This is a genomic window from Corynebacterium diphtheriae, from assembly GCF_001457455.1.
Lineage (GTDB): Bacteria > Actinomycetota > Actinomycetes > Mycobacteriales > Mycobacteriaceae > Corynebacterium > Corynebacterium diphtheriae.
This window is the reverse complement of record NZ_LN831026.1, coordinates 345,718-367,492: the sequence shown is the minus strand read 5'-3', so window position 1 is coordinate 367,492 and position 21,775 is coordinate 345,718. Positions and strand designations below refer to the sequence as shown.

The 21,775-nt window shown below is 52.5% G+C and carries 14 protein-coding genes and 1 pseudogene; 4 read left to right on the top strand and 11 right to left on the bottom strand.

What is annotated here, in order from left to right:
• Positions 1-176: 176 nt before the first annotated feature.
• Positions 177-391, bottom strand: a pseudogene (locus AT687_RS12820) (hypothetical protein).
• 683 nt (positions 392-1,074) lie between these two features.
• On the opposite strand from AT687_RS12820, the gene AT687_RS01820 reads away from it, so the two are divergent.
• The 4 genes from AT687_RS01820 to AT687_RS01805 are packed head-to-tail and all read left to right on the top strand — an operon-like array spanning position 1,075 to position 4,892.
• Complete coding sequence (locus AT687_RS01820; protein ID WP_004566682.1) at positions 1,075-2,013, top strand: radical SAM protein; 939 nt, start codon at positions 1,075-1,077, stop codon at positions 2,011-2,013.
• A gap of 4 nt (positions 2,014-2,017) precedes the next feature.
• Positions 2,018-2,788 carry a hypothetical protein gene (locus tag AT687_RS01815; RefSeq protein WP_004566679.1) on the top strand — a complete coding sequence of 257 codons (771 nt, stop codon included), beginning with the start codon at positions 2,018-2,020 and terminating at the stop codon, positions 2,786-2,788.
• A complete protein-coding gene (locus AT687_RS01810) occupies positions 2,785-4,176 on the top strand; it encodes an FtsX-like permease family protein (protein WP_004566678.1) in 1,392 nt (463 codons plus the stop codon). The genes AT687_RS01815 and AT687_RS01810 overlap by 4 nt, the downstream gene beginning before the upstream one ends.
• The gene (locus tag AT687_RS01805) at positions 4,176-4,892 is read left to right on the top strand and encodes an ABC transporter ATP-binding protein (RefSeq protein WP_014318639.1); all 717 of its coding nucleotides are present in this window, start codon (positions 4,176-4,178) and stop codon (positions 4,890-4,892) included. Before AT687_RS01810 ends, AT687_RS01805 begins: the two co-directional genes overlap by 1 nt.
• Positions 4,893-5,204: 312 nt before the next feature.
• Here the strand turns inward: AT687_RS01805 and AT687_RS01800 are convergent, their stop codons facing one another.
• From AT687_RS01800 to AT687_RS01755, 10 genes are all read right to left on the bottom strand, one after another.
• A complete protein-coding gene (locus AT687_RS01800) occupies positions 5,205-9,215 on the bottom strand; it encodes a DNA-directed RNA polymerase subunit beta' (protein ID WP_021334854.1) in 4,011 nt (1,336 codons plus the stop codon).
• Between the two features lie 47 nt (positions 9,216-9,262).
• Entirely contained in the window at positions 9,263-12,757 is a 3,495-nt protein-coding gene (gene rpoB / locus AT687_RS01795) for a DNA-directed RNA polymerase subunit beta (protein ID WP_021334853.1), read from the bottom strand.
• A 196-nt stretch (positions 12,758-12,953) separates the two neighbouring features.
• On the bottom strand, positions 12,954-13,892 hold the full coding sequence (gene pgfA / locus AT687_RS01790; RefSeq protein WP_014318636.1) for a cell envelope lipid trafficking protein PgfA: 939 nt from the start codon (positions 13,890-13,892) through the stop codon (positions 12,954-12,956).
• 4 nt (positions 13,893-13,896) lie between these two features.
• Positions 13,897-14,928 (bottom strand): hypothetical protein, encoded by a 1,032-nt coding sequence (locus tag AT687_RS01785; protein ID WP_014318635.1) that lies wholly within the window; start codon positions 14,926-14,928, stop codon positions 13,897-13,899.
• 4 nt (positions 14,929-14,932) lie between these two features.
• Complete coding sequence (locus AT687_RS01780; protein ID WP_014318634.1) at positions 14,933-15,787, bottom strand: choice-of-anchor M domain-containing protein; 855 nt, start codon at positions 15,785-15,787, stop codon at positions 14,933-14,935.
• 17 nt (positions 15,788-15,804) lie between these two features.
• The gene (locus AT687_RS01775) at positions 15,805-17,787 is read right to left on the bottom strand and encodes a choice-of-anchor M domain-containing protein (RefSeq protein ID WP_014318633.1); all 1,983 of its coding nucleotides are present in this window, start codon (positions 17,785-17,787) and stop codon (positions 15,805-15,807) included.
• Positions 17,780-18,643 (bottom strand): anchored repeat-type ABC transporter permease subunit, encoded by an 864-nt coding sequence (locus AT687_RS01770; RefSeq protein ID WP_014318632.1) that lies wholly within the window; start codon positions 18,641-18,643, stop codon positions 17,780-17,782. Before AT687_RS01770 ends, AT687_RS01775 begins: the two co-directional genes overlap by 8 nt.
• 1 nt (position 18,644) lies before the next feature.
• Entirely contained in the window at positions 18,645-19,373 is a 729-nt protein-coding gene (locus tag AT687_RS01765) for an anchored repeat-type ABC transporter ATP-binding subunit (RefSeq protein WP_010934303.1), read from the bottom strand.
• The gene (locus tag AT687_RS01760) at positions 19,366-20,262 is read right to left on the bottom strand and encodes a choice-of-anchor M domain-containing protein (RefSeq protein ID WP_004566666.1); all 897 of its coding nucleotides are present in this window, start codon (positions 20,260-20,262) and stop codon (positions 19,366-19,368) included. Before AT687_RS01760 ends, AT687_RS01765 begins: the two co-directional genes overlap by 8 nt.
• Positions 20,263-21,732: an anchored repeat ABC transporter, substrate-binding protein gene (locus AT687_RS01755; RefSeq protein ID WP_014309977.1), complete on the bottom strand. Its 1,470-nt coding sequence runs from the start codon at positions 21,730-21,732 to the stop codon at positions 20,263-20,265.
• Positions 21,733-21,775 lie beyond the last annotated feature (43 nt).

Here is a 21,775-nt window from a genome sequence, read left to right as displayed (position 1 = left end):
GCAGCATCCTAAAAGAGGACATCACACTGAAAGCGAAAGTCGCCCAGCACGTGCATGATAGACACGCGTACTGGGCGATTTTTATCGACCGGTAGACCCGTATGCGTTAGTGGCGCGTGACGGTGGGCTTACAAGGTGCAGCAAGGTCCTCAGGCAACCGTTCAGTAACGCGCCCCTCACGCCGAGCGGGCTTGCGTCCATTGCCTCGCCGTGTGCCACGAAACTCCAAGCTTTGGAGCCACGAACTTGCACGCTGCCTGCATGGAAATATTCTCCGCCAGGATGCGATCTTCCACGAGGCGGACAACGCGGCCCTTCGCTTCCTGGTCAAATTTTCTAGGCATGTTCGAAGATTTTCCCATCTACCCAAACGGAACAAAACCTGGGGCACTTCAGTCTTGGTTGTGCAATTTTATCGGGTGCCAACGCAGAAGCAGCAGAAACAGTGGGAGCACAGAGACCATAAAGAAGGTAACCAACTACCAAAAATCCATCTAATACTACATACCTAGAAATAGATAAAGCTATAAAGCTAAATTGTTAGAAAGGTAACACTCAAGACAGGAAAATATTTTCTTGCCAAAACACACCCAAATAGGTGGAATTAGACAGCGTTCAAAAACATACTCGAACGAAAAACTTGTATAGAAAACTTCTCCCTCATGAATAATTCTCATGCTTGTAGTGCATGAATCAACTTAACAGCTAGCCTTACTTGAGTTCCACCAAAAATTTCCCACTCTCAGGAAGCAACAAATTTGCGATTTAAACAAAAACGACAAGCGTTTGTATTAATCTGATTAACGACTCGCCGAGTCAAAACTGACGCAGAATAGGATTGTTTCCTACTCTCAGTTTCATCTCATCTCACAAGGAGCCGTAATGGATTCTATCAACTCCCTCATCCAGAATGATGCCGTCATTGATCTCGCAGATCAGGACGATTTGGGCTATTTCGTTACCGGAGGAACCATCCTGCACTGGTAATTCCGACACACAAGGGAGGGAATGGAAAGTATCCATCCCTTCCTTCCCCTTTTTAGTAATCTCCACTTTGAGTGAATTAGGCGCAACATGGTAGCCCTTGGCATAGTTATTGACAGGAAATGCAACATTAGATGCGGACACTGTTGTTTTTCTTCCACCCCTCAGGCCGAGGAACATCTCACAGATGAACAGATTCTTCGAATCGTTAAGGAAGGTTGTGAAACCCCCGCTATCGACACAATTTCATTGAGCGGCGGGGAAGCTCTCTTGCGTAAACCTTTAGTACTGGAAGTACTTCGCGTTGCTAAATCCTATGGGAAAGCCGCAACCTTAGTAACTAATGGGTTCTGGGGACAAAATAAGAAACGAGCTGAGGAAACACTTTTTGAGCTAAAAGAAGCAGGTCTTTGCGCTCTAAAGATCAGCTTCGATGATTTCCATCAAGATCTCCTCAAGGTAGAGAAAGTCAAAAATATCCTCGATGCCAACTTGAGTGTGAGGGTACCAATCGCAATTAATGTTGCGGTATCTAAAAACTTCTCTTCCGATAGGATTCTAGCGGCGCTTGGAGAATCGCTCATGGGAGTCAAAGTGATTAAGTTCCCCATTCAACGAGTGGGAGCAGCGGAACAATACCCTGAAGAATCAATCATTCGCCGCCATCGTATAGAAGACAATCTAACCTGTCCGGGTTTTGAACCCACCTACCACTACGACGGCAAAGTCTATCCTTGTTGCTCCCCCACGGTCTTTACCACAGGTCTCACCTTTGGAAAGGCAGAAGATCTTCCCGTAGAACGCGCAGTTTCCAGTATCGAGAGAAATCTTCTTTTTGCCGCGATCCGACAAAAAGGTTTCAAATGGCTCTTTGAGCGATGCATCGAAGAAAGGGTTCTGGATATTTCCTACATTGACCGCAGTTATGTCGACGCATGTGAAATGTGCCAAATCCTCTTCTCAAATCCACACACGCTGAAAGCTGTAGTGTCTATCGTTTCAAACGAATACACAAGTATCTCGAAATAAGCCCATGACTCAAAGATACAAAAACGATTCTTTCGAGATACTTAAAGAAGGAAATGTTCTAGTCATTAAAGATCTGTCTACAAAAAGGATCGTTCAGGCGCCTCTCTCCGCAGGCAAAAACCTTCCTTTTACAGAAACCTCACCTATTGTGAGCAAACCAGTTTTTACAGTTTATTTACTGCTTTCGATTTCCCTCATTGTATCCTCTACTGCATTAGGCATTTGGGGAGCGCATCAGGTGGACTTATCACAACTGGGCTGGCACAATTTTGCGATACTCATTGGCTACGCCTCCTGCCAGATAGCCATTCACGAGGCTGGCCACTATGCAGTATTCAGGCTGATGGGAAGATCTCCAGATAAGGTTGGATTTAAGCTTAATTACGGAGTATTTCCCGCTTTTTACGTGAGAATGAACGACTCCCACCTTCTCGTTCGCACGGATCGCTACGTTGTTCATTCTATCGGGATCGTTACCAACGCAATCATTACCGTTATAGCTTTTGGAATGCTCTGGGCAGACCTCTTAGAGAGAGATTGGCTGTTCGTGTTTTCTTGGTATGCCATTGCTATGGCTTATAACTGTATCCCCATACTTAACTCGGATGGTTTTAAGTCTCTGCTAGTCCTAGTCAACCAAAGGGAAGCAAAATCATTCAAAGATAACTCACTCTTAGTACGAGCCATTATTATTATCAGCTATGGTGTTGCGGTTATATATACCGCGCGAATCATTTGGCTGATTTGCGACATCTTAACGGAGGCACACATATGATCTTCAAAATCGCTTTAAACTCCGTACGTAAGGGAATAGCGTCATGGATCGCTCTACTTGTTTCTTCCATCGCCCTTTCGGTCGTTCTCACCCTCAATGTCGCCCTCATAGTTGCCGGCGCTGCCGTATCTGGAGATGCCCAGCAGGCATATATAAGCATGGGAGGAGTTGCACTCGCGTTCAGTGTACTTACAGGCCTCGCTTCATTCCACTTAGTTGTAGACACATGTATTCGCTTACAGCAACGTGAAGTTGCGCTTTGGCAAATAGCTGGGCTTCTACCTCCCACAGCACTTGCAATCCTCTTCACGGAAGTAGTGTTAGTTACCGCCGCATCAGCTGTGGTCGGTACGATAATCACGATCATAATCTGGCCAAGCTACGCAAGCTTCGTAGGACACAGTGGGCTCCCTTACAGTAGCGTTCTCGAGCACAATATCCCAGCTCCCGCCATTTCTATCGGCATAGCCATTACCGTCATCGTTAGCATTTTGGCTGGAATTAGCTCATCTCGAAAAATTGTACGCGGTGATCTTATTACTGGCGTTAAAGCCTCCTCATCTTTCGAGACAAAGCGCGGTTCAGTCAAAGGCTACATATTCACAACTACGCTCGGGGTGGCGTTCCTCGTTGGAATCATCGCAATCTATTCTGCGATTGGAAACCGAACCGAACTTACCGATCCTCAGGAAATCGGTGATTTCGTCACAATCTACCCAGGCATGGGCATACTACTTTGTCTTGTTTTTGCATTCCTTGGCCCATTCTTAATCCGTGCACTTGTCGCACTAATTCAACTATGTCCTGGCAAAGTTTCCTTTTTTCTAGCCGCTAGGGAAGCCTCCGCGCGCCCTGCACTAACTAAAGCGCTTGTCATGCCAATTAGTCTCGCAGCCTCCGCTGTTGGGGTAATGACATCGTGGGTATCGAAACTTAAAGATATTCTCGAAACAGTTAGCGGGGCTTCTAGCTCCGTCTCTGCCCCACCTGAGCAAATGGCATTATTACTCGCAGGTCCTATCATTGCGGCATGCGTATCGGCATCATCAATCGTCTTTGCGACGGCCTCAAACAGAGAGCAAGATAATGCACTCTTGATTGTGTCCGGTTCCACTCGGAGCGCAGCTTATACAAAAGCACTGTTTGAGACCGTCGTTTATGCGTTTATCTCACTATTCTGCGCTTATTTCATAATCATCGCTAACGAACTTGCAATGGTCGCTGCTTTTTCATCGGGACCAATTCCCTCCGCACAAGTTTCATTACCAAGTTGGGCGGCTACCGGGGTTATCACATTTGGCATGTCACTCACACTGCTCATGCTGCTTACCGTGACAAGCACAGGTTTCCGAAAAGAATCCATAACCGTCGTACTGGGGAGTAAATAATGCCAACACTCATCACAGCCACCGGAGTGAAGAAAAGCTTCGGTAAAGGTAGTCAGAAAGTAACAGTTCTCAAGGGAATTGATCTCACTATTTTACCTGGAGAATCTGTTGCAATTGTCGGAAAATCTGGTTCAGGAAAATCTACATTACTGTACTGCTTAAGTGGATTACTCGCACCCGATGAAGGATCTATCTACCTAGCCAATCAGAAAATCACCGCCACCTCGCCACGAAAAGTCGCTGAGATCAGGAGAAATCACGCAAGTTTCATCTTTCAAGACTTAAACCTCATTAGCTCCCTGACGGTCGCCGACAACATCCGGCTTCCTTCAAAGCTTGCTGGCCGAAACCCCAAAAAACGCGAAATCGACTCAGTTCTTGAAAAAGTGGGGCTGTCAGGAGCTGGCAATAAGTATCCAAACCAATTATCCGGAGGACAACAGCAACGCGTAGCTATCGCACGTTCTCTTGTCAGATCTCCCCAGATACTCTTTGCCGACGAACCGACCGGAGCACTAGACGTTACAACCAGCGCAATTATCCTAAAACTACTTCAAGAAACGGTCACCAAGAGAACTTCTCTAGTTATGGTCACACATGATCTGGATATTGCAGCATCAGCTGACCGTGTTGTGGTACTAAAAGAAGGAAACACAGGTCAAATTCTCCATCACACAACACCAACAAACATATTTGATGCTATGCATAAGAGTTAGTCAAAACGGTATCACCGCCAGTCTTGAAGGCGCGCCCTCAGTGTGAACAAGCCGAGAAAAGACTCGACTAACATTGCCAAAGCATCCCACAGGGTTTGACCAGCAGGTTTACCTATTTCCACAGGTTGCCTATAACCGTATAAACATATACCTAGGGGTAAAACAGATCAATAACCGCTATTGCTGGCAGGATACTAAACCACAGCATATTTTTCTGCTTATTCACAACTGTTCAACTTATAAAAAGAAGCGCCGCCTAGAAAAACTAGGCGGCGCTTCTACAACAGACCGAAATTGCGGGTTCGGCCGGTTTTAGAGGTCGTATGCCTCATCCAGTGGAACCGAAGCTCCGGTGAACTCACCGTAGCCATCATCACCGTAGATCGAATCACCATATGTTGGGATCGAGTATGCGGCATTTCGTGCAGCCTCCGTTGGCTTCACGGAGATGTTGCGGTAACGAGAGATACCGGTACCAGCTGGGATCAGCTTACCGATGATCACGTTCTCCTTCAGGCCGATCAGCTTGTCGGAGCGCTTGTTGATAGCGGCGTCGGTAAGCACACGAGTGGTTTCCTGGAACGATGCGGCGGATAGCCACGACTCGGTTGCCAAGGAAGCCTTGGTGATACCCATGATCTCGGAGCGAAGCTCTGCTGGCTGGCCACCGTTTGCCAATGCCTCAGCGTTTGCAGCTTTAGCCTCGGACAGATCCACCAGCGTACCTGGGAGGAACTCGGTGGAACCAGACTCGATGACGGTTCCGCGACGCAGCATCTGTCGAATGATGATTTCGATGTGCTTATCGTGAATAGCCACACCCTGGGCACGGTAGACGTCCTGCACCTCGTCGACAAGGTGCTGCTCAACACCACGGCGACCCAGAACCTCGAGTACATCATGTGGATCGGCAGGGCCGCGCAGCAGGCGGTCGCCAATCTCAACATGGTCACCCTCGGCCAAGGTGCGCTCGATCATGGCACCTGGGTTGGATTCCATTGGAACGCGGACAGTTGCCAAGCCCTGACGCTTCGACAGCTTCTCGTAGACCACAACGTCAGATCCATCGTCTGGGTTGATGGTCAGGGTGTAGAAGTTGCCTTCGTCATCAAGGTGGACGGTACCTGCGACAGAAGCGATCGGTGCACGGTTCTTAGGAACACGAGCCTCGAAGAGCTCCTGGACACGAGGCAGACCACCGGTAATGTCGCCACCGACACCACCCTGGTGGAACGTACGCATTGTCAGCTGGGTACCAGGCTCACCAATCGACTGTGCAGCCACAATACCGACTGCTTCTCCGATGTCGACCAGCTTGCCGGTTGCCATGGACTTGCCGTAGCACTTTGCGCACACACCGGTTGGGGTCTGGCAAGTCAAGACCGAGCGGACCTTGACTTCCTTGACTCCAGCGGCGATGAGCTCGTCGATAAGCTGATCGGTCAGGTTCTCACCTGGCTCGACCATGACGTTGCCTTCGGCGTCCTTGACTGCGGTAGCTGCCACACGACCGGCCACGGAGGTTTCGATCAGGCTGTGTCCGGTGTAACCGGTCACGTTGCCCTCAGCGTCCTTGACTTCAACGGCTACAGGAACACGAATGCCCTGCTTGGTGCCACAGTCGTCTTCGCGGACGATAACGTCCTGTGCCACGTCGACGAGACGACGGGTGAGGTAACCGGAGTCTGCGGTACGCAGAGCGGTATCGGCCAGACCCTTACGGGAACCGTGGGAGTTGTTGAAGTACTCGAGAACCGACAGGCCTTCACGGAAGGAGGTCTTAATCGGGCGGGTGATGTAGTCACCCTTCGAGTTCACAACCATGCCCTTCATACCAGCAAGCGTCCAGATCTGACGCATGTTACCGGCAGCACCCGACTTCACGATCATTGGAATTGGGTTGTCGTCTGGGTAGAGCTTCTCGACGGCGTTACCAACCTCGTCGGTAGCGTCCTTCCACAGCTCAACGAGGCGGTCGTAACGCTCGCGCTCGGTCAGAGCACCCTGCTCCCAGTACTTGCGCTCAATCTTGCGTGCCTCGGCCTCGTAGCGGTCAAGGATTTCTTCCTTGTTAGGAAGAACGAGCACGTCAGACATGGTGATGGTCACGCCAGAACGGGTTGCCCAGTAGAAACCGGCATCCTTCATCTTGTCCATCGTCTGAGCAACAGTGATCATTGGGTAGGTTGCTGCGAGGTCGTTAATCACGTCACCGAGCATGATCTTGCCGGTGCCGCCACCCTTACGAACCATCACACCTTCAAGGTATGGGTAGTTCCAAGGCAGCAGTTCGTTGAACATGATGCGACCCAAGGTGGTGTCTGCCAACCAAACATCGCCCTTGTTCCAGCCCTCTGGGAACTGCTCAGCCTCGATGTCTACTGGTGGACGCAGGTGAGAAATACGCACCTTGATCTTAGCCTGCAGGCCAAGAACGCCGCGGTCACGAGCCATGATGGCCTCAGCATAAGACGAGTACACGCCCTGTGCTGGTCCTTCTTCGGTTGCTGGAGCGTATGCGCCCTGGCCACCGATCTCGTTTTCGTCCTTGTCCATGGTCAGGTAGTACAGGCCGGTCACCATGTCCAGACGTGGCATGGCAAGTGGCTTACCCGATGCAGGGGAAAGAATGTTGTTCGAGGCCAGCATGAGGATGCGAGCTTCTGCCTGAGCCTCAGCGGACAGTGGCAGGTGGACTGCCATCTGGTCACCGTCGAAGTCGGCGTTGAAGGCTTCACATGCCAATGGGTGCAGCTGAATTGCTTTACCCTCGACAAGCTTTGGCTCGAATGCCTGAATACCCAGGCGGTGCAGGGTAGGTGCACGGTTGAGCATCACTGGGTGCTCGGAAATTGCCTCTTCGAGGACGTCCCACACCTCTGGACGCTGGCGTTCCACCATGCGCTTTGCCGACTTGATGTTCTGCGCGTAGTCGTTTTCCACGAGGCGCTTCATCACGAACGGCTTGAACAGCTCGAGAGCCATCAGTTTAGGCAGACCACACTCGTGGAGCTTGAGCTGAGGACCAACGATAATAACGGAACGACCGGAGTAGTCGACACGCTTACCCAGCAAGTTCTGACGGAAGCGGCCCTGCTTGCCCTTGAGCAAGTCAGACAGGGACTTCAGTGGACGGTTACCAGGACCGGTGACTGGACGACCGCGGCGGCCGTTGTCGAACAACGCGTCCACGGATTCCTGCAACATGCGCTTCTCGTTGTTCACGATGATCTCAGGGGCACCGAGTTCAATCATGCGCTTGAGGCGGTTGTTGCGGTTGATCACACGACGGTATAGGTCGTTGAGGTCGGAGGTTGCAAAGCGGCCACCGTCGAGCTGCACCATGGGGCGAAGCTCTGGTGGGATCACAGGAATGCAATCCAAAACCATGCCAGCTGGGTCGTTACCTGAACGCTGGAAGGCTGCAACAACCTTCAGACGCTTCAGGGCACGCATCTTCTTCTGGCCCTTGCCGTTGTTGATGATCTCGCGTAGTTCCTCAGCCTCGGCGTCAAGATCGAAGTTGCGGATCAGGGTCTGGATAGCCTCTGCGCCCATGCCGCCGGTGAAGTAATCCTCGTAGCGGTCCACAAGCTCTTCGTAGATGGTCTCATCGATGATCATCTGCTTAGGAGCAAGCTTGATGAAGGTCTGCCAGATCTCCTCAAGGCGGTCGATCTCACGCTCCGCGCGCTCGCGGATGTGCTGCATTTCCTTCTCGGCAGCCTTCTTGACCTTGTTGCGAGCGTCGGCTTTAGCGCCGGCTGCTTCGAGTTCTGCAAGGTCTTCTTCCAGCTTGGCGGCACGCTCGGCGATTTCGGACTCCATGTCCGCCTCGACGTCCTTCTTCTCCAGAAGCATTTCTGCTTCCAAAGTGGTCTGGTCAGCGTGGCGAGCCTCATCATCAACACTGGTGATGATGTTAGCTGCGAAGTAGATGATGCGCTCAAGATCCTTTGGAGCCAAGTCCAGCAGGTAGCCCAAGCGGGATGGAACACCCTTGAAGTACCAGATGTGAGTCACTGGTGCAGCCAACTCAATGTGGCCCATGCGCTCACGGCGAACCTTAGACTTGGTCACCTCAACGCCACAGCGCTCACAGATGATGCCCTTGTAGCGGACACGCTTGTACTTACCGCAGGCACACTCCCAGTCACGGGTTGGACCGAAGATGCGCTCGCAGAAAAGGCCGTCCTTTTCTGGCTTCAGGGTGCGGTAGTTAATGGTCTCCGGCTTCTTAACCTCGCCCTTGGACCAACGGCGGATGTCGTCGGCAGTGGCCAGGCCGATTCGAAGCTCGTCGAAGAAGTTGACGTCGATCACGTAACTCCCTTTCGTTTAGTGCTGATTCTGTAGTTTCTTGCCTGGCGTTAGGCGATGTCTGCGTCGGAACGCTCGTCGCGCGACAGGTTGATGCCCAAGGAGGCACCGGCCTGATCGAACTCGTCGTCATCCGATCCAGACAACTCCATCGGGGTGCCGTCTGCGGAGAGAACCTCCACGTTCAAGCACAGCGACTGGAGCTCTTTTAGGAGCACCTTGAAGGACTCTGGGATACCAGGATCCGGAATATTTTCGCCCTTCACAATGGCCTCGTACACCTTGACGCGGCCAACCACGTCGTCAGACTTGATGGTCAGGAGTTCCTGCAGGGTGTAGGCAGCGCCGTATGCCTGCATTGCCCACACCTCCATCTCGCCGAAGCGCTGACCACCGAACTGTGCCTTACCGCCCAGTGGCTGCTGGGTAATCATGGAGTAAGGACCGGTGGAACGTGCGTGGATCTTCTCATCAACCAAGTGGTGCAGCTTCAGGATGTACATGTAGCCAACAGACACTGGGTATGGGAATGGTTCGCCGGAGCGGCCGTCGAACAGCGTAGCCTTGCCGTTTTCGTCGACCATGACATCGCCGTCGCGGTTTGGACGAGAATTGCCCAACAGACCTGCGATTTCCTCGTTGGTAGCACCGTCGAACACTGGGGTTGCGGTCAGTGAACCAGCTGGGAAGTCGTAGAGATCCTCTGGGAGGGTCTTGAGCAATTCAGCGTTTGCTGGGTCTTCGGTGTCGATCTTCCAACCGGCAGCGGCCAACCAGCCCAAGTGAACCTCGAGCACCTGGCCGATGTTCATACGACGAGGCACACCGTGGGTGTTCAGGATGATGTCCACTGGGGTGCCGTCTGGCATGAATGGCATATCTTCCTGAGGCAGGATCTTGCCCACGACACCCTTGTTGCCGTGGCGACCAGCGAGCTTGTCGCCGTCTTGGATCTTGCGCTTTTGGGCAACGTAGACGCGAATCATCTCGTTGACGCCTGGTGCGAGATCGTCATCGTCGTCACGCGAGAAGCGGCGAACGCCGATGACCTTACCGGTTTCACCGTGAGGTACTTTCATGGAGGTGTCGCGGACTTCGCGTGCCTTCTCGCCGAAGATGGCACGAAGCAGACGCTCTTCAGGGGTCAGCTCGGTTTCACCCTTCGGGGTGACCTTACCGACGAGGATGTCGCCGTCGCGAACGTCCGCACCGATGCGAACGATACCGCGCTCGTCGAGATCCTTGAGCACGTCTTCGGAAACGTTCGGGATCTCGCGGGTGATTTCCTCAGGTCCCAGCTTGGTGTCGCGAGCATCGATCTCATGTTCTTCGATGTGGATCGAGGTGAGGATATCCTCTTCGACCACGCGCTGGTTCAGGATAATAGCGTCCTCGTAGTTGTGGCCTTCCCATGGCATGAAAGCTACGAGGAGGTTGCGTCCGAGGGACATTTCGCCGTTGTGCGTACCTGGGCCGTCGGCGAGAACCTGACCGGCCTCAACACGATCGCCGATGTTTACCAGCGGCGTCTGGTTGTAGCAGGTGCCCTGGTTGGTGCGCTCGAACTTACGCAGGATGTAGGTTTCGCGGGTTCCGTCGTCAGCCATCACGGTGATGATGTCTGCGGAGACGTTTTCAACCACGCCGCCCTTCTTGTTGATGATCAAGTCACCAGCATCGTAGGCAGCTGCGCGCTCCATACCGGTGCCAACGAATGGTGCCTCAGAACGCACGAGTGGGACAGCCTGACGCTGCATGTTCGCACCCATCAAGGCACGGTTAGCGTCGTCGTGCTCGAGGAATGGAATCATGGCGGTTGCCACGGAAACCATCTGACGTGGCGAAACGTCGAGGTAATCGACGGATTCCGGTGCGACGACCTGGATGTCGCCGTTCTTCACACGCACGGTTACGCTGTCTGCGGTGATTTTGCCGTCAGCGTCATGCTCGACGTTTGCCTGCGCGACGACGAAGCGATCTTCCTCATCAGCGGTCAGGTAGTCGATCTGGTCAGTCAGAACGCCGTTTTCTACCTTGCGGTATGGCGTTTCGATGAAGCCGAAGGCGTTGACGCGAGCGTAGGACGCAAGCGAACCGATCAGACCAATGTTTGGACCTTCCGGAGTCTCAATTGGGCACATACGGCCGTAGTGAGAAGCGTGAACGTCTCGGACCTCAATGCCGGCGCGCTCACGCGACAGGCCGCCTGGGCCCAGTGCGGAGAGACGACGCTTGTGGGTCAGACCGGACAAAGAGTTGTTCTGGTCCATGAACTGCGACAGCTGCGAGGTTCCGAAGAACTCGCGGATGGCGGCAGAAACAGGGCGAACGTTGATCAGCGAGGTAGGGGTGATCGACTCAGCATCCTGAGTGGTCATGCGCTCGCGAACAACGCGCTCCATGCGAGAAAGTCCCACACGGACCTGGTTTTGGATCAGCTCGCCGACGGTACGCAGACGACGGTTACCAAAGTGGTCGATGTCATCGGTTTCCACTGGGATGACCTCGCCGGTTGGCGACGTCATGGTGGTTTCACCTGCGTGCAGGCGTACCAAGTACTCCAAGGTGGTTGCGATGTCTTCTTCAGTGAGGGTCATGAGGCCCTCGTTGTCGCCACCCAAGCCCAGCTTGCGGTTGACCTTGTAGCGGCCCACCTTTGCTAGGTCGTAGCGCTTTGCACGGAAGAAAGAGTTGTCCAGCAGGGACTGTGCCAAGTCGCGGGTAGGCTGCTCACCTGGACGCTGCTTGCGGTAGATTTCCAGCAAAGCCTCGTCGGTGTTAGATACACCGTCGGACTCGAGGGTGGACATCATGATCTCAGAGAAGCCGAAGCGCTCCGTGATCTGCTCAGTGGTCCAACCAAGGGCCTTGAGCAAGACGGTCACAGGCTGACGACGCTTGCGGTCGATACGCACACCAACGGTGTCACGCTTATCCACGTCGAACTCGAGCCATGCACCGCGGGAAGGAATGACCTTCACGGAGTGCAGTGGACGCTCGGTGGACTTATCGATCGTCTGATCAAAGTACACGCCAGGAGAACGAACCAGCTGAGAGACAACAACACGCTCGGTACCGTTCACAATGAACGTGCCCTTGTCCGTCATCATCGGGAAGTCGCCGATGAATACGGTCTGCGATTTGATCTCTTGGGTTTCGTTGTTGATGAACTCTGCGGTCACATACAGTGGCGCGGAGTAGTTGATGTCTTTGTCTTTGCACTCATCAATAGTGTTCTTCATGTCCTCAAAGCGAGGCTCAGAAAGAGACAGCGACATATTTCCGGAATAATCCTGGATAGGAGATAGCTCCTCCAAGATGTCTTCAAGTCCGCTTGTTACGCGAACCGAGTCGCCCAGCTCTTCTTGCTGGCGGGCGCGCCACTCAGGCGTACCAATCAACCAAGCAAAGGAGTTGAGCTGAATATCGAGAAGCCCCGGAACCTCGATTGGTTCCGTAATCTTTGCGAACGACTTGCGTTCGGGGGCCCCAGGGATGTTGGCCTTGGTCTGGCGGGAGACTGCCAAGATGGGTCCTTCCAGCACCTCACGCGGCGGTGGCCCCGCAATATTGACCACCATTTCCGCTGGTAATTGAGCATTCGGTCTGCAGAGGAGCTCTCATACCCAGATAGCACGGAATGACCTTGTCAAATTGGTTTTTTACACCGTACTGATCAAGGTCGACATGCTAACTGGATTTAGGCTCCAGCGCAACGACCTAGCTTATAGCATAAGTGCCCTAATGTAAAGCAACTGGACGACGGCGAAACGCGCCCATCAGACCAACGACGCTCAGCACCGCCCCAGCGGCGAGCGCCACGCGGTAGAGCACTCGAGCCACGGAGCCATCGGAGACTGCGGACGCCTGCTCAAAGAGCGCCGCTTTGTTATCCTCGCTCATTCGCCCATGGAATATCAACGCATCTTCACGACGCGTGCCATCGGCATCACCGAAATAATCCTCGATATTTTCTTCCACGTCAACCACAAGCCCCGAAATTTGGTCCACATACCACTGCCGATTTCCGGAATGATACAGGTAGAGCCTGTTTTCATCTTTTTGCGTCGTGTTGAAAACCGAGGCGTATTTCTCAGCCACATTGGTCGGTTTTATCTCTTGGCTATACCGATAAATTGTCCGACCGCCCCGATCGATCTCCTCGGAAAAGACGGCAGGCGTTGTGCTTCGAAGAGTTGGATCGAATACCTCATAGGTGGTCTGCTGGGCATCGCTAGGAAACTTCAACCAGGCACCGTCAACCGGAACGCTTTCGGTGGGGCTTCCCAGTTGCGCGCTCACAGTCGCAGGCGCTAGTGCTTCGCCACTGAGCCGGTCGAGGGGGTACGTCCACACGGAAGCCTGAATGAGGCGATCGACGTCTGTCTGTCGGCTCTTCCGCACATCAGTTACTCCAATGCGCACTGTTGCGGTATCGGCATCGGTGGGCGGCAAAATATCCATGTGCCACTGGCGCACAACCCCTGCATCGAGCACACGCCCATCGTTGATAAGCCGTGTACGTGCATGATCATCTACGAGGGTAAAAGTGGTCTGCGATAGGTCGAGCGGCAACCGAGCATCAGTATTGACCCATCGCGGGGCTAAAATTCCCACGGCTACCAGACCAACGCCTAAGCCGAGTAGTAGCACGGACAGGATTCGAGTCGTGGGAAGCATAGACTCAGATCTTACCTTGCTGCTTCTTCATGTTTTTGGCTTGACTAAAGAACACGATGCCGCCCACCATGGCCATAGCACCTAGCCCAAGCAGAAAACCAGACCACCAGCCGCGCTTGCGTATTGCTTCCGCTGCGGTACGAACATCTTGCTCTTCCGCTTTTTTCGCATGCGTTGTACTCTCCCGCTCCGACTTGGGGGCAGGTTTACGCTCTGGTTTCTTGTCTTCTTTTGGCTCTTTTTTCTCTTTTACTTTCTTTTCTTTGGGTTTTTGCGACGGTTTTTGCTGCGGTTTTTGCGACGGTTTTTGCTGCGGTTTGGAATGCGACTGCGGCTTCTCCTGCGGTATTACAGGAGCCGGCTCTGCAGCTTCAGGTTCCTCGGTTTCCACAACGCTAGGAGGTGTGGAAGCCTGCTCTATTTCCTTGGTCAACTCTCGTAGGCTTTGTTGGACGTCGGCAAGCCCGCGTTTGATTCCCGCATAGTCTAATCGTGCAGGCGCATCACCGACATAGAATTTCCACACTGTCGAGTGGTTGTTCAAGATGATCTCTGCGACATACAGGCCGGGCTTTTCAAATTCCACCCCTTGGGCGTAGCTTCCAGGTGCTGCCATGTCCACTGGCTTGTCAAATTTCATGGTGCCAGGACCACTCATTTTTCCAAGGCGTGCGTGAGCATTTTCTTCTGAAGTCTCAAATACGAGGCGCGTCATTTTATCGCGCACCAAGTCCTCCGGTTCCCCAGCTGCCGGCAGTGACCAGTGCTGGTCTTTGGTTTTGGCAGCGTCGGGAACTACAACCACGAACTCGGCAGAGGTGTGCTCGATCAGTTCAGTATCGGTTTCTTGAACAATGCTGTTTTTATCGCTGAGTGTGACCACCCCACCGCGAATGACAGCAAGGGGATGTTGATCCCCTGTGCGGTCAGCCCATGTGTTGACCACGGTGACATCATCAAGCGTGGCGGGATCAGCCCATGCCTGCGGAGTGATTCCGAAGGCCAGCATCACCGTTAAAGCGATAAATTTTTTCACGAACTTATTTCCCAGACTGTCCTGCACGCACCAAACGAACCATTCCGGCACCGAATACCATTAACCCGAGACCAAGAACGATGAAGGAAAGCGTCATAAAGTTGGGGCCTGTATCAGGAAGCTGTTTCTTAGCCGTCGACGCAGCCTTCTTTGTAGAGGTTGCAGGCGCCGACTTTCCCTTTGAGGCTGGTGCAGCAACTGGAGCCGCATTGCCTTCGCAATCAGCAACATTATTGGGACCGCCATCACCCACTTGCCATACGTATTTTCCAACGTTGGAAGAAGATCCATTGCCTGTAGCTTGTACGCACATAGTGTATGTACCAGGTTCAGTGAAAACCCAGTTGGTGTGAACGTGAGATGGTGGGTCTTGGTGGATCGAGGAGCCGCTGGTCACCTCGTAATTACCGCCTGCAAGCAGGCTTTCTGTTCTTCCAAAAGAGCCAGTTTTAAACATATAAACTTCACCAGGACCTGACACCTTATTGAAGTTAATATCGATTGCGCTGAAGCCTCCTTCGCGAACCCCTTGTGTATCCCATCCGGGCCAAATTAGCCCAGCGTCTTGAGCCATTGGCAATAGGTATCCAGATTTGCCAATCTCAGCTACCTTGGCTACGTCCTCATTCATAGCTTCTTGCTTGACTTTCAGTATGACATCCTGAGGATCATGAAGGACATGCTGACCAGTAGCGTCTTCTTTAAGAGTGAGCTTTAATCCACCGTCTTCTGCCGTTACGTTGAATGCATCTATGTGCCCAGTTTCTAAAACTAGGGATTGCGCCCATGCTGCTGGAGTGCTAATCGATATCCCTAGTACCAGACCAAGCGCAGATAGCTTATATACGAACTTTTTCACAATACCTCTACTTAAGTTTAGTTATTTCGCATACTTTTACGGAACAAAACAAAAGCACCCACTATGCCCAAAATTCCGAGCAAAGCAGAAAGCTGAGTCCACCAAGTATCTAGTTCTTGCCATTCAGCAGCGGTAGTTACCGCTTCATCTTGAACATCACCGTCATGGAATGAATAGATACCGTTTGTATCCGAGCCACTTGTTGCGGCGAGCTGCTGGCGCTTCCGCGCCGATTCAGAACCAACAGTATCTTTATTGTGTTTTCCGCTCTTGTTTTGGACTGATGCCGGTTTCTTGGATTCTTTTTCTTGAGGTTTCTTTTTCACGGAACCGCCAAGTTTTTCACCAGCCAAAATTTCTTTGGCTCGAGCTATAGTCGCATCGCCAACTAGATAGGAAATATGCAGAGGATAAGATTCTTGTTTTCCAGATGCTGTGGTGATATCAAAGGAGTACTCAAGACCATACGCGCCCTCTTTGGTGAAAAGCATGGACTGATGGTCGTGCGCGTGGAGTCCATACTTCAGATTCTTCGATAGATCGTCGGTATCTGTCAGCAAATCTATTCCAGATATGCCGTTATGCCAGCTAATCATCCGGCCATCGTGGGGCAGTTCGACCTTTTTCAGAGATACAGTCATCTTGGAGCCTGCTAGAAGTGCGTCTGATGGCAAATCCTCATTTGAGAATCCAACCCATGGAAGCTTGTGATCCTGTGACTCGGGAAGCACCCACGCTTGGTCAGGCAACGAACCAGAGATTTGTGCTTCGATACGATCTTTCCAGCTATTGGTCTTTACGAGGGGACCACCTTGATCACCACCAGAATCTGGAACCGTTAGCGTCACATCTCCACTTGAGTATTTCTCACCTTCGCGATTAATTACTGTTACAAACTCTTTATCAGGTCGAGTTAGAGCTAAATCCATGTGCCCATCGTTGATAATAGTTTTTGGAGTTCCAGTAAGCTTCCAAGCACGTTCTATAGAATCGTCAAGTGCACTACGTGACGGTGTCTCTGAGTGGCCTTTCTCTGGCCGTTGAGGCTTTTTCTTTTCACTAGGATCCGTCGGTGGTTCGTTAGTCGCATCTTTGTCAAGCGGCTTAGTAATCTTATTGAGATTTGTAGTGGTTCCTTCCGGAAGCCCCACTTCCTCATCGGATCCAACTAACCATATTTGACGTACAGACTCTGATTTTATAGTGAAAGGTCCGTTTTTTACATAGGCTTTCCACGTAAGTTCGTAGATACCAGGCTTAGAAAAAGTCCAGTTGAAATGCCCATGTGAACCCATTTCATATTCAATGGTTTTTAACTCTTCGTCGTTACTTGAGAAAATCCGCTCGACTTCTTTCCGAGAATTATTTTTGAAAAATACATTGACGTCACCGGGACCAGAAAATTTTGTCAACTCAAAATACATGTTTTTATCGAGATGCGCCGGTATTGAGTCCTTGCCTTTAGGCTCATGGTGGGGATCAAAAGCCCCTATGCCTGCCCAAATAGGGCGATGATCGTTTGCGAACGGAATGTTCTGGGGTGCGTACCATACAATATCGCCAGGTTCGCCCAAGAAGCTAAATTCTTCGTCATCTGGAATTCGTATCCGCGATAGTTCTTCACCGTCTTTTCCAGCATCTGGAGGAAGGCGAAAACATAAAGACTCTTGCGGCACTACCTGCTGGCCGTCAACAGCCATGAGTTCCAGCTTGGGCGAGCCTGACTCAGGATCTTTGACAGGATAGTTGTAGGTACCGTAAAGAGCATCAAAATGCCCCTGATAACCAATTTTACGATCGACGCATGGATGCGCAACTTCTTTGCCATCAGCGCCACGGTATGTTGTTTCTTTGGGAATTGTCACACCAAATGCTGGTTCCCCCTTTTTATGTCCAGTTGCGTCGAGATCTGCACTTTCACTAGCTGAAACTGGCAACATACTCAAAGATGCTATTGCTAGACAGCACAGCATCGACGTGACTTTGGTGACCTTAGCCATGATGGTAGTAGTCCTTCTTTTTAGTTTTGATCGTTCCCAATGATTGCATCCAAGACCAAAGGAAAATGAAAAAGATAACCAATACCATAGTTGCGCCTGTGGGATAATCCAAAGCCCAAGATAAATAGACCCCCAAGATCGAACCAATAGCTCCAACTAACGCCGACAGCCACATCATGGTACTCAATTTGTCTGTAAGCATGCGTGCCGTCGCAGCGGGAGTAATCAGCAGCGCCAGCACGAGGATATTACCGATCGTTCGGATCGAAATGACCACGGCTGCGGTCACCGCGAGGTAGAGGACGAGGTCGAGAAGCAGCACTGGCATGCCCATGGTGCGCGCGGTTTCACGATCCAAGGACACCGCCACAAGCTGCGGAGTTAGCACGATGAGCACGAGCACGATAATGCTGCCGACGATCGCCGCAATCACCACGTCGGAATCCGGAACACCGGTAATAGAACCGAACAGGAAACTGGTTAACGACGCCGTATAACCTTCCACCCGCGAAATGATAATCAGGCCAAGCGCAAACGCCGCGGCGAAGAAGATACCAATAATCGAGTCTTCTTTGAGCCGCCTTCGCTGGCTAAATGCCGCGATAAGGACGGCTACGATCACACCAGCGACCGCGCCACCAGCAAGCACAGAAATCTGTAGGGCGAATGCCACGGCAAGACCGGGAAAGACGGCGTGTGATACGGCGTCGCCGATAAAGGCCATGCCGCGGAGCACAACATGCGTGCCCACCACGCCGCAGACGATGGAAGACAACACCGCGACCAGCAATGCTTTAGGCAAAAAGGCCAGCGCAGGGTTGCCCAGATCTTGGAAAAATTCAATCGGTGTGAGCACCTCAGTTTGCCTTTCCTATGCCTAACGACGCCAACAAGGGGGATCCATCTTCCACACGGAACGTGGTTTTCCACGGTTGTGCATCCAACATTTGCGACGGCACACCCGTTGCCACCACTTCCCCGTTGAACAACAGCACCCTGTGACAGGCGGCCATTGCTTCTGGCAGGTTGTGCGTCGACATCATGATGGCATTCCCCGCTTGGGCGAGTTCCTCAAAAAGGCCAAGGAGCAATTCCGTGCTGGGATTGTCTAAGCCCGTGAAGGGTTCGTCGAAAAGCAGCAATTGGGGTTTTGTGGCGAGCGCCCTAGCAACAAGCACGCGTTGGCGCTGTCCACCCGATAGTTCCCCGATGGGGCGATCGGCCAAGTGCGTCAGCCGAACCTGCTCGAGGGCGGCGTCGACAGCCGCGAAGTCGGCAACCTTAGGGCGGCGCAACCATCCGATCATGCCGGCACGACCATTGAGCACGGTGTGATAAACGTCGATGGGATAGTCCCACGCGAACTCGTGACGCTGTGGCACATACCCAATGCGACCATCTATGTGTATGTTTCCTTGGCTGGGGATCAGCCCGAGTATCGCCCGCATCAGTGTCGTTTTACCTGCACCGTTGGGCCCCAGCAGTCCTAGAAATTCGCCAGCATCTACGCTGAAATTGATCCCTTTGACCACCTCGCGTCCGCTCAGCGACACTCGGAGGTCACTACATTGCAAAACCTTAGCCATTGGCCACGTTCTTTGCCTCAGCGCGACGACGTGCCGACTGCCGGCTCATAAACACCGCAGCGCCAGCAATCACGACGATCACAGCGACCACGCCGCCTGCGATCAAGCCAATATTTGTGCTACCCTTCGCCTGCTCTTCACCGCTTTCCGACGCAGTCATCTCCCCATCAAAAGTAGCCTTTTGTGCTTCTGCGACACTGGCATCACCAACAGCAAACCGCAGTACACGAGTGGTTTCCACCTCGGTGCCATCTGTGCGAGGCAGCTTCAAACGAACGGCAACCTGATGCACGCCTGGCTCAGTAAACACCCAGTTGGCATGGGTATGAGTGTTCAGTTCCACCCACATTGGCTGCGCGCCTTTTTCATCAGCATCCCAAATCACCTGGGGTTTTTGTACGCCACCTGCCTGCAGGAACAAGCTAAAGTGACCAGGGCCTTGGTAGCCTGCCAACTCGAGAGTTACTCCGCGATCAGTCACTTTTTGGATGCTAGGTGCCTGGGAGTTCCAGCCGATCCATGGCACACCCGAAATTTGTGACTGTGGCACCACGTAAACTTTGTCGCCGGCTTTCGCACCTGTGAATTCGAAGGTGCTGTCTTCTGGCAAGGTTTGCAATGCGGCATCGGATACTTTAAACACCATATCGTCGAGGTGTCGCCATACGGGATGCGCTTCTGTGTCATCACGAGCTAGGAGATCGAAGTCGCCATCGACCTCGATCGCTCCGATATCGATGTGCCCGTGGTCGATAACAACCTTCTCCCCTGCTGGCGCAATCCTTTCCGTCTCGGAAACCTGCTGCTGCAAGGCGGGATCCTGCTGGGCATATGCTGGCTGCGCGATGAGCAAAGAAGCAGCGCAGACAGCGGCGGCGATACGTTTCATTTATTTTCCTTCCGATTGTCCGAGACACCGCGCGAGGGAATGCGCGTTGTACTTCATAAAGTCGAGATATGTGGGAACCTCGTCGTCGAGGGAGTCACCGTAGATGCGGCATACCTGTATTCCGAGTTTGTCGGCGGTAACAGTGAGGTGGTTGGCGCGTAGTGCCAGTTGCGGTTCGATGAACACCGCGGGCACATGGAGGTTTTCCAAGGTGCGCGTCAACGCAATAATGTCGCGTGGCGACGGCTCCACTGACGGATTGGGGCTGACAAACCCAGCGATACTTAATCCGTAAGCATCCCCGAGGTAGGAGTATCCGTCGTGAGTAGTCACCAAATGCCGATTCTTTTTCGGAATGGTGTCTAAGATCATGCGCACTTCGTTATTAACGCGATCGATCTCAGCGATATACGCAGCTGCATTGGCGCTATAAATTTGTGCGCCCGCTGGATCGACCTCACTGAGTTTGTCGCGGATTGCTTCCACCATGGCCCGCGCATTAGCCATGTTGTGCCACACATGCGGGTCTACCTCACCATGAACGTGCTTACCGAGCACCGCTTGGGGCAACAGGTACACCTCATCACCTGGACGACCCATGAAACGATACTGCGCAGGTATCTGTTGCAGCGTGCTGTTAGGAACACTAATCGTGGTGGTTGCTGGATCGTAGTCATAGGCAATGTTGGTGCCATCGGGGCTATCGCCGCGCAGCATAATGTTTTTGTGCGCCAGATCTACAGCAATATCAACGTGCCCTTCATCCAGCACGTCGTTGGGGGCATCCACACCCACGGCAACATTGATGGTATTGCGTGCGACGAGCTTCCCTTTCACCTTCGCTGCGAAGGTGAGATGATACATTCCAGGCTTGCTAAACGACCATGAGACGTGAGTGTGGGCGTCGGCAGGCAGGAAGTAGTTGTCACCTTCCTCATCAAAGACAAGTTCTGGGACACCAAAGGTAGAGGTAATGTAGGCCGTTGCTTTGGAATCCTCGGGGCCATCAATCTTTTCTGTAACGATCTCGACTTCGGAGTCTGCTTTACCCACAATGCGCATGCCCAGCCACACGGTGTCGAGGGCAATATTTTCCACTAGGGGTTTGAGTTTTCCGCCATAGGAGGTCACTTGCTCCGCCAGCGGAACCATCGGAGCATTGTCCGGCAATGCTTCTTCAATAGTGGTAGATAGGCTGTGGGGTTCCAACAACAGCCCGTTGGTAAAAGCTATATCAGCATTGGCGATGTCGCGTACCGCACGCAGTCGGGGCTCATATGTGTGGGGATCAACTCCTGGCGGCATAAGGGCGGTTACCTCTGCACGCTCCCCTGCTACGTGACGGACTAAATCAGCAACTATCGGAGTGGTTGCTACTACCTCAGTGCGATGATGCTGTTCTACAGGAGCAGCGCAGGCACTCAGCGTTGCTACCGCAAGTACCGCTAGAAGTGAGCGCACCCTGACCACGTAACCTGCCTCCAATATGCATGAAATCAACTCTAAGCATATT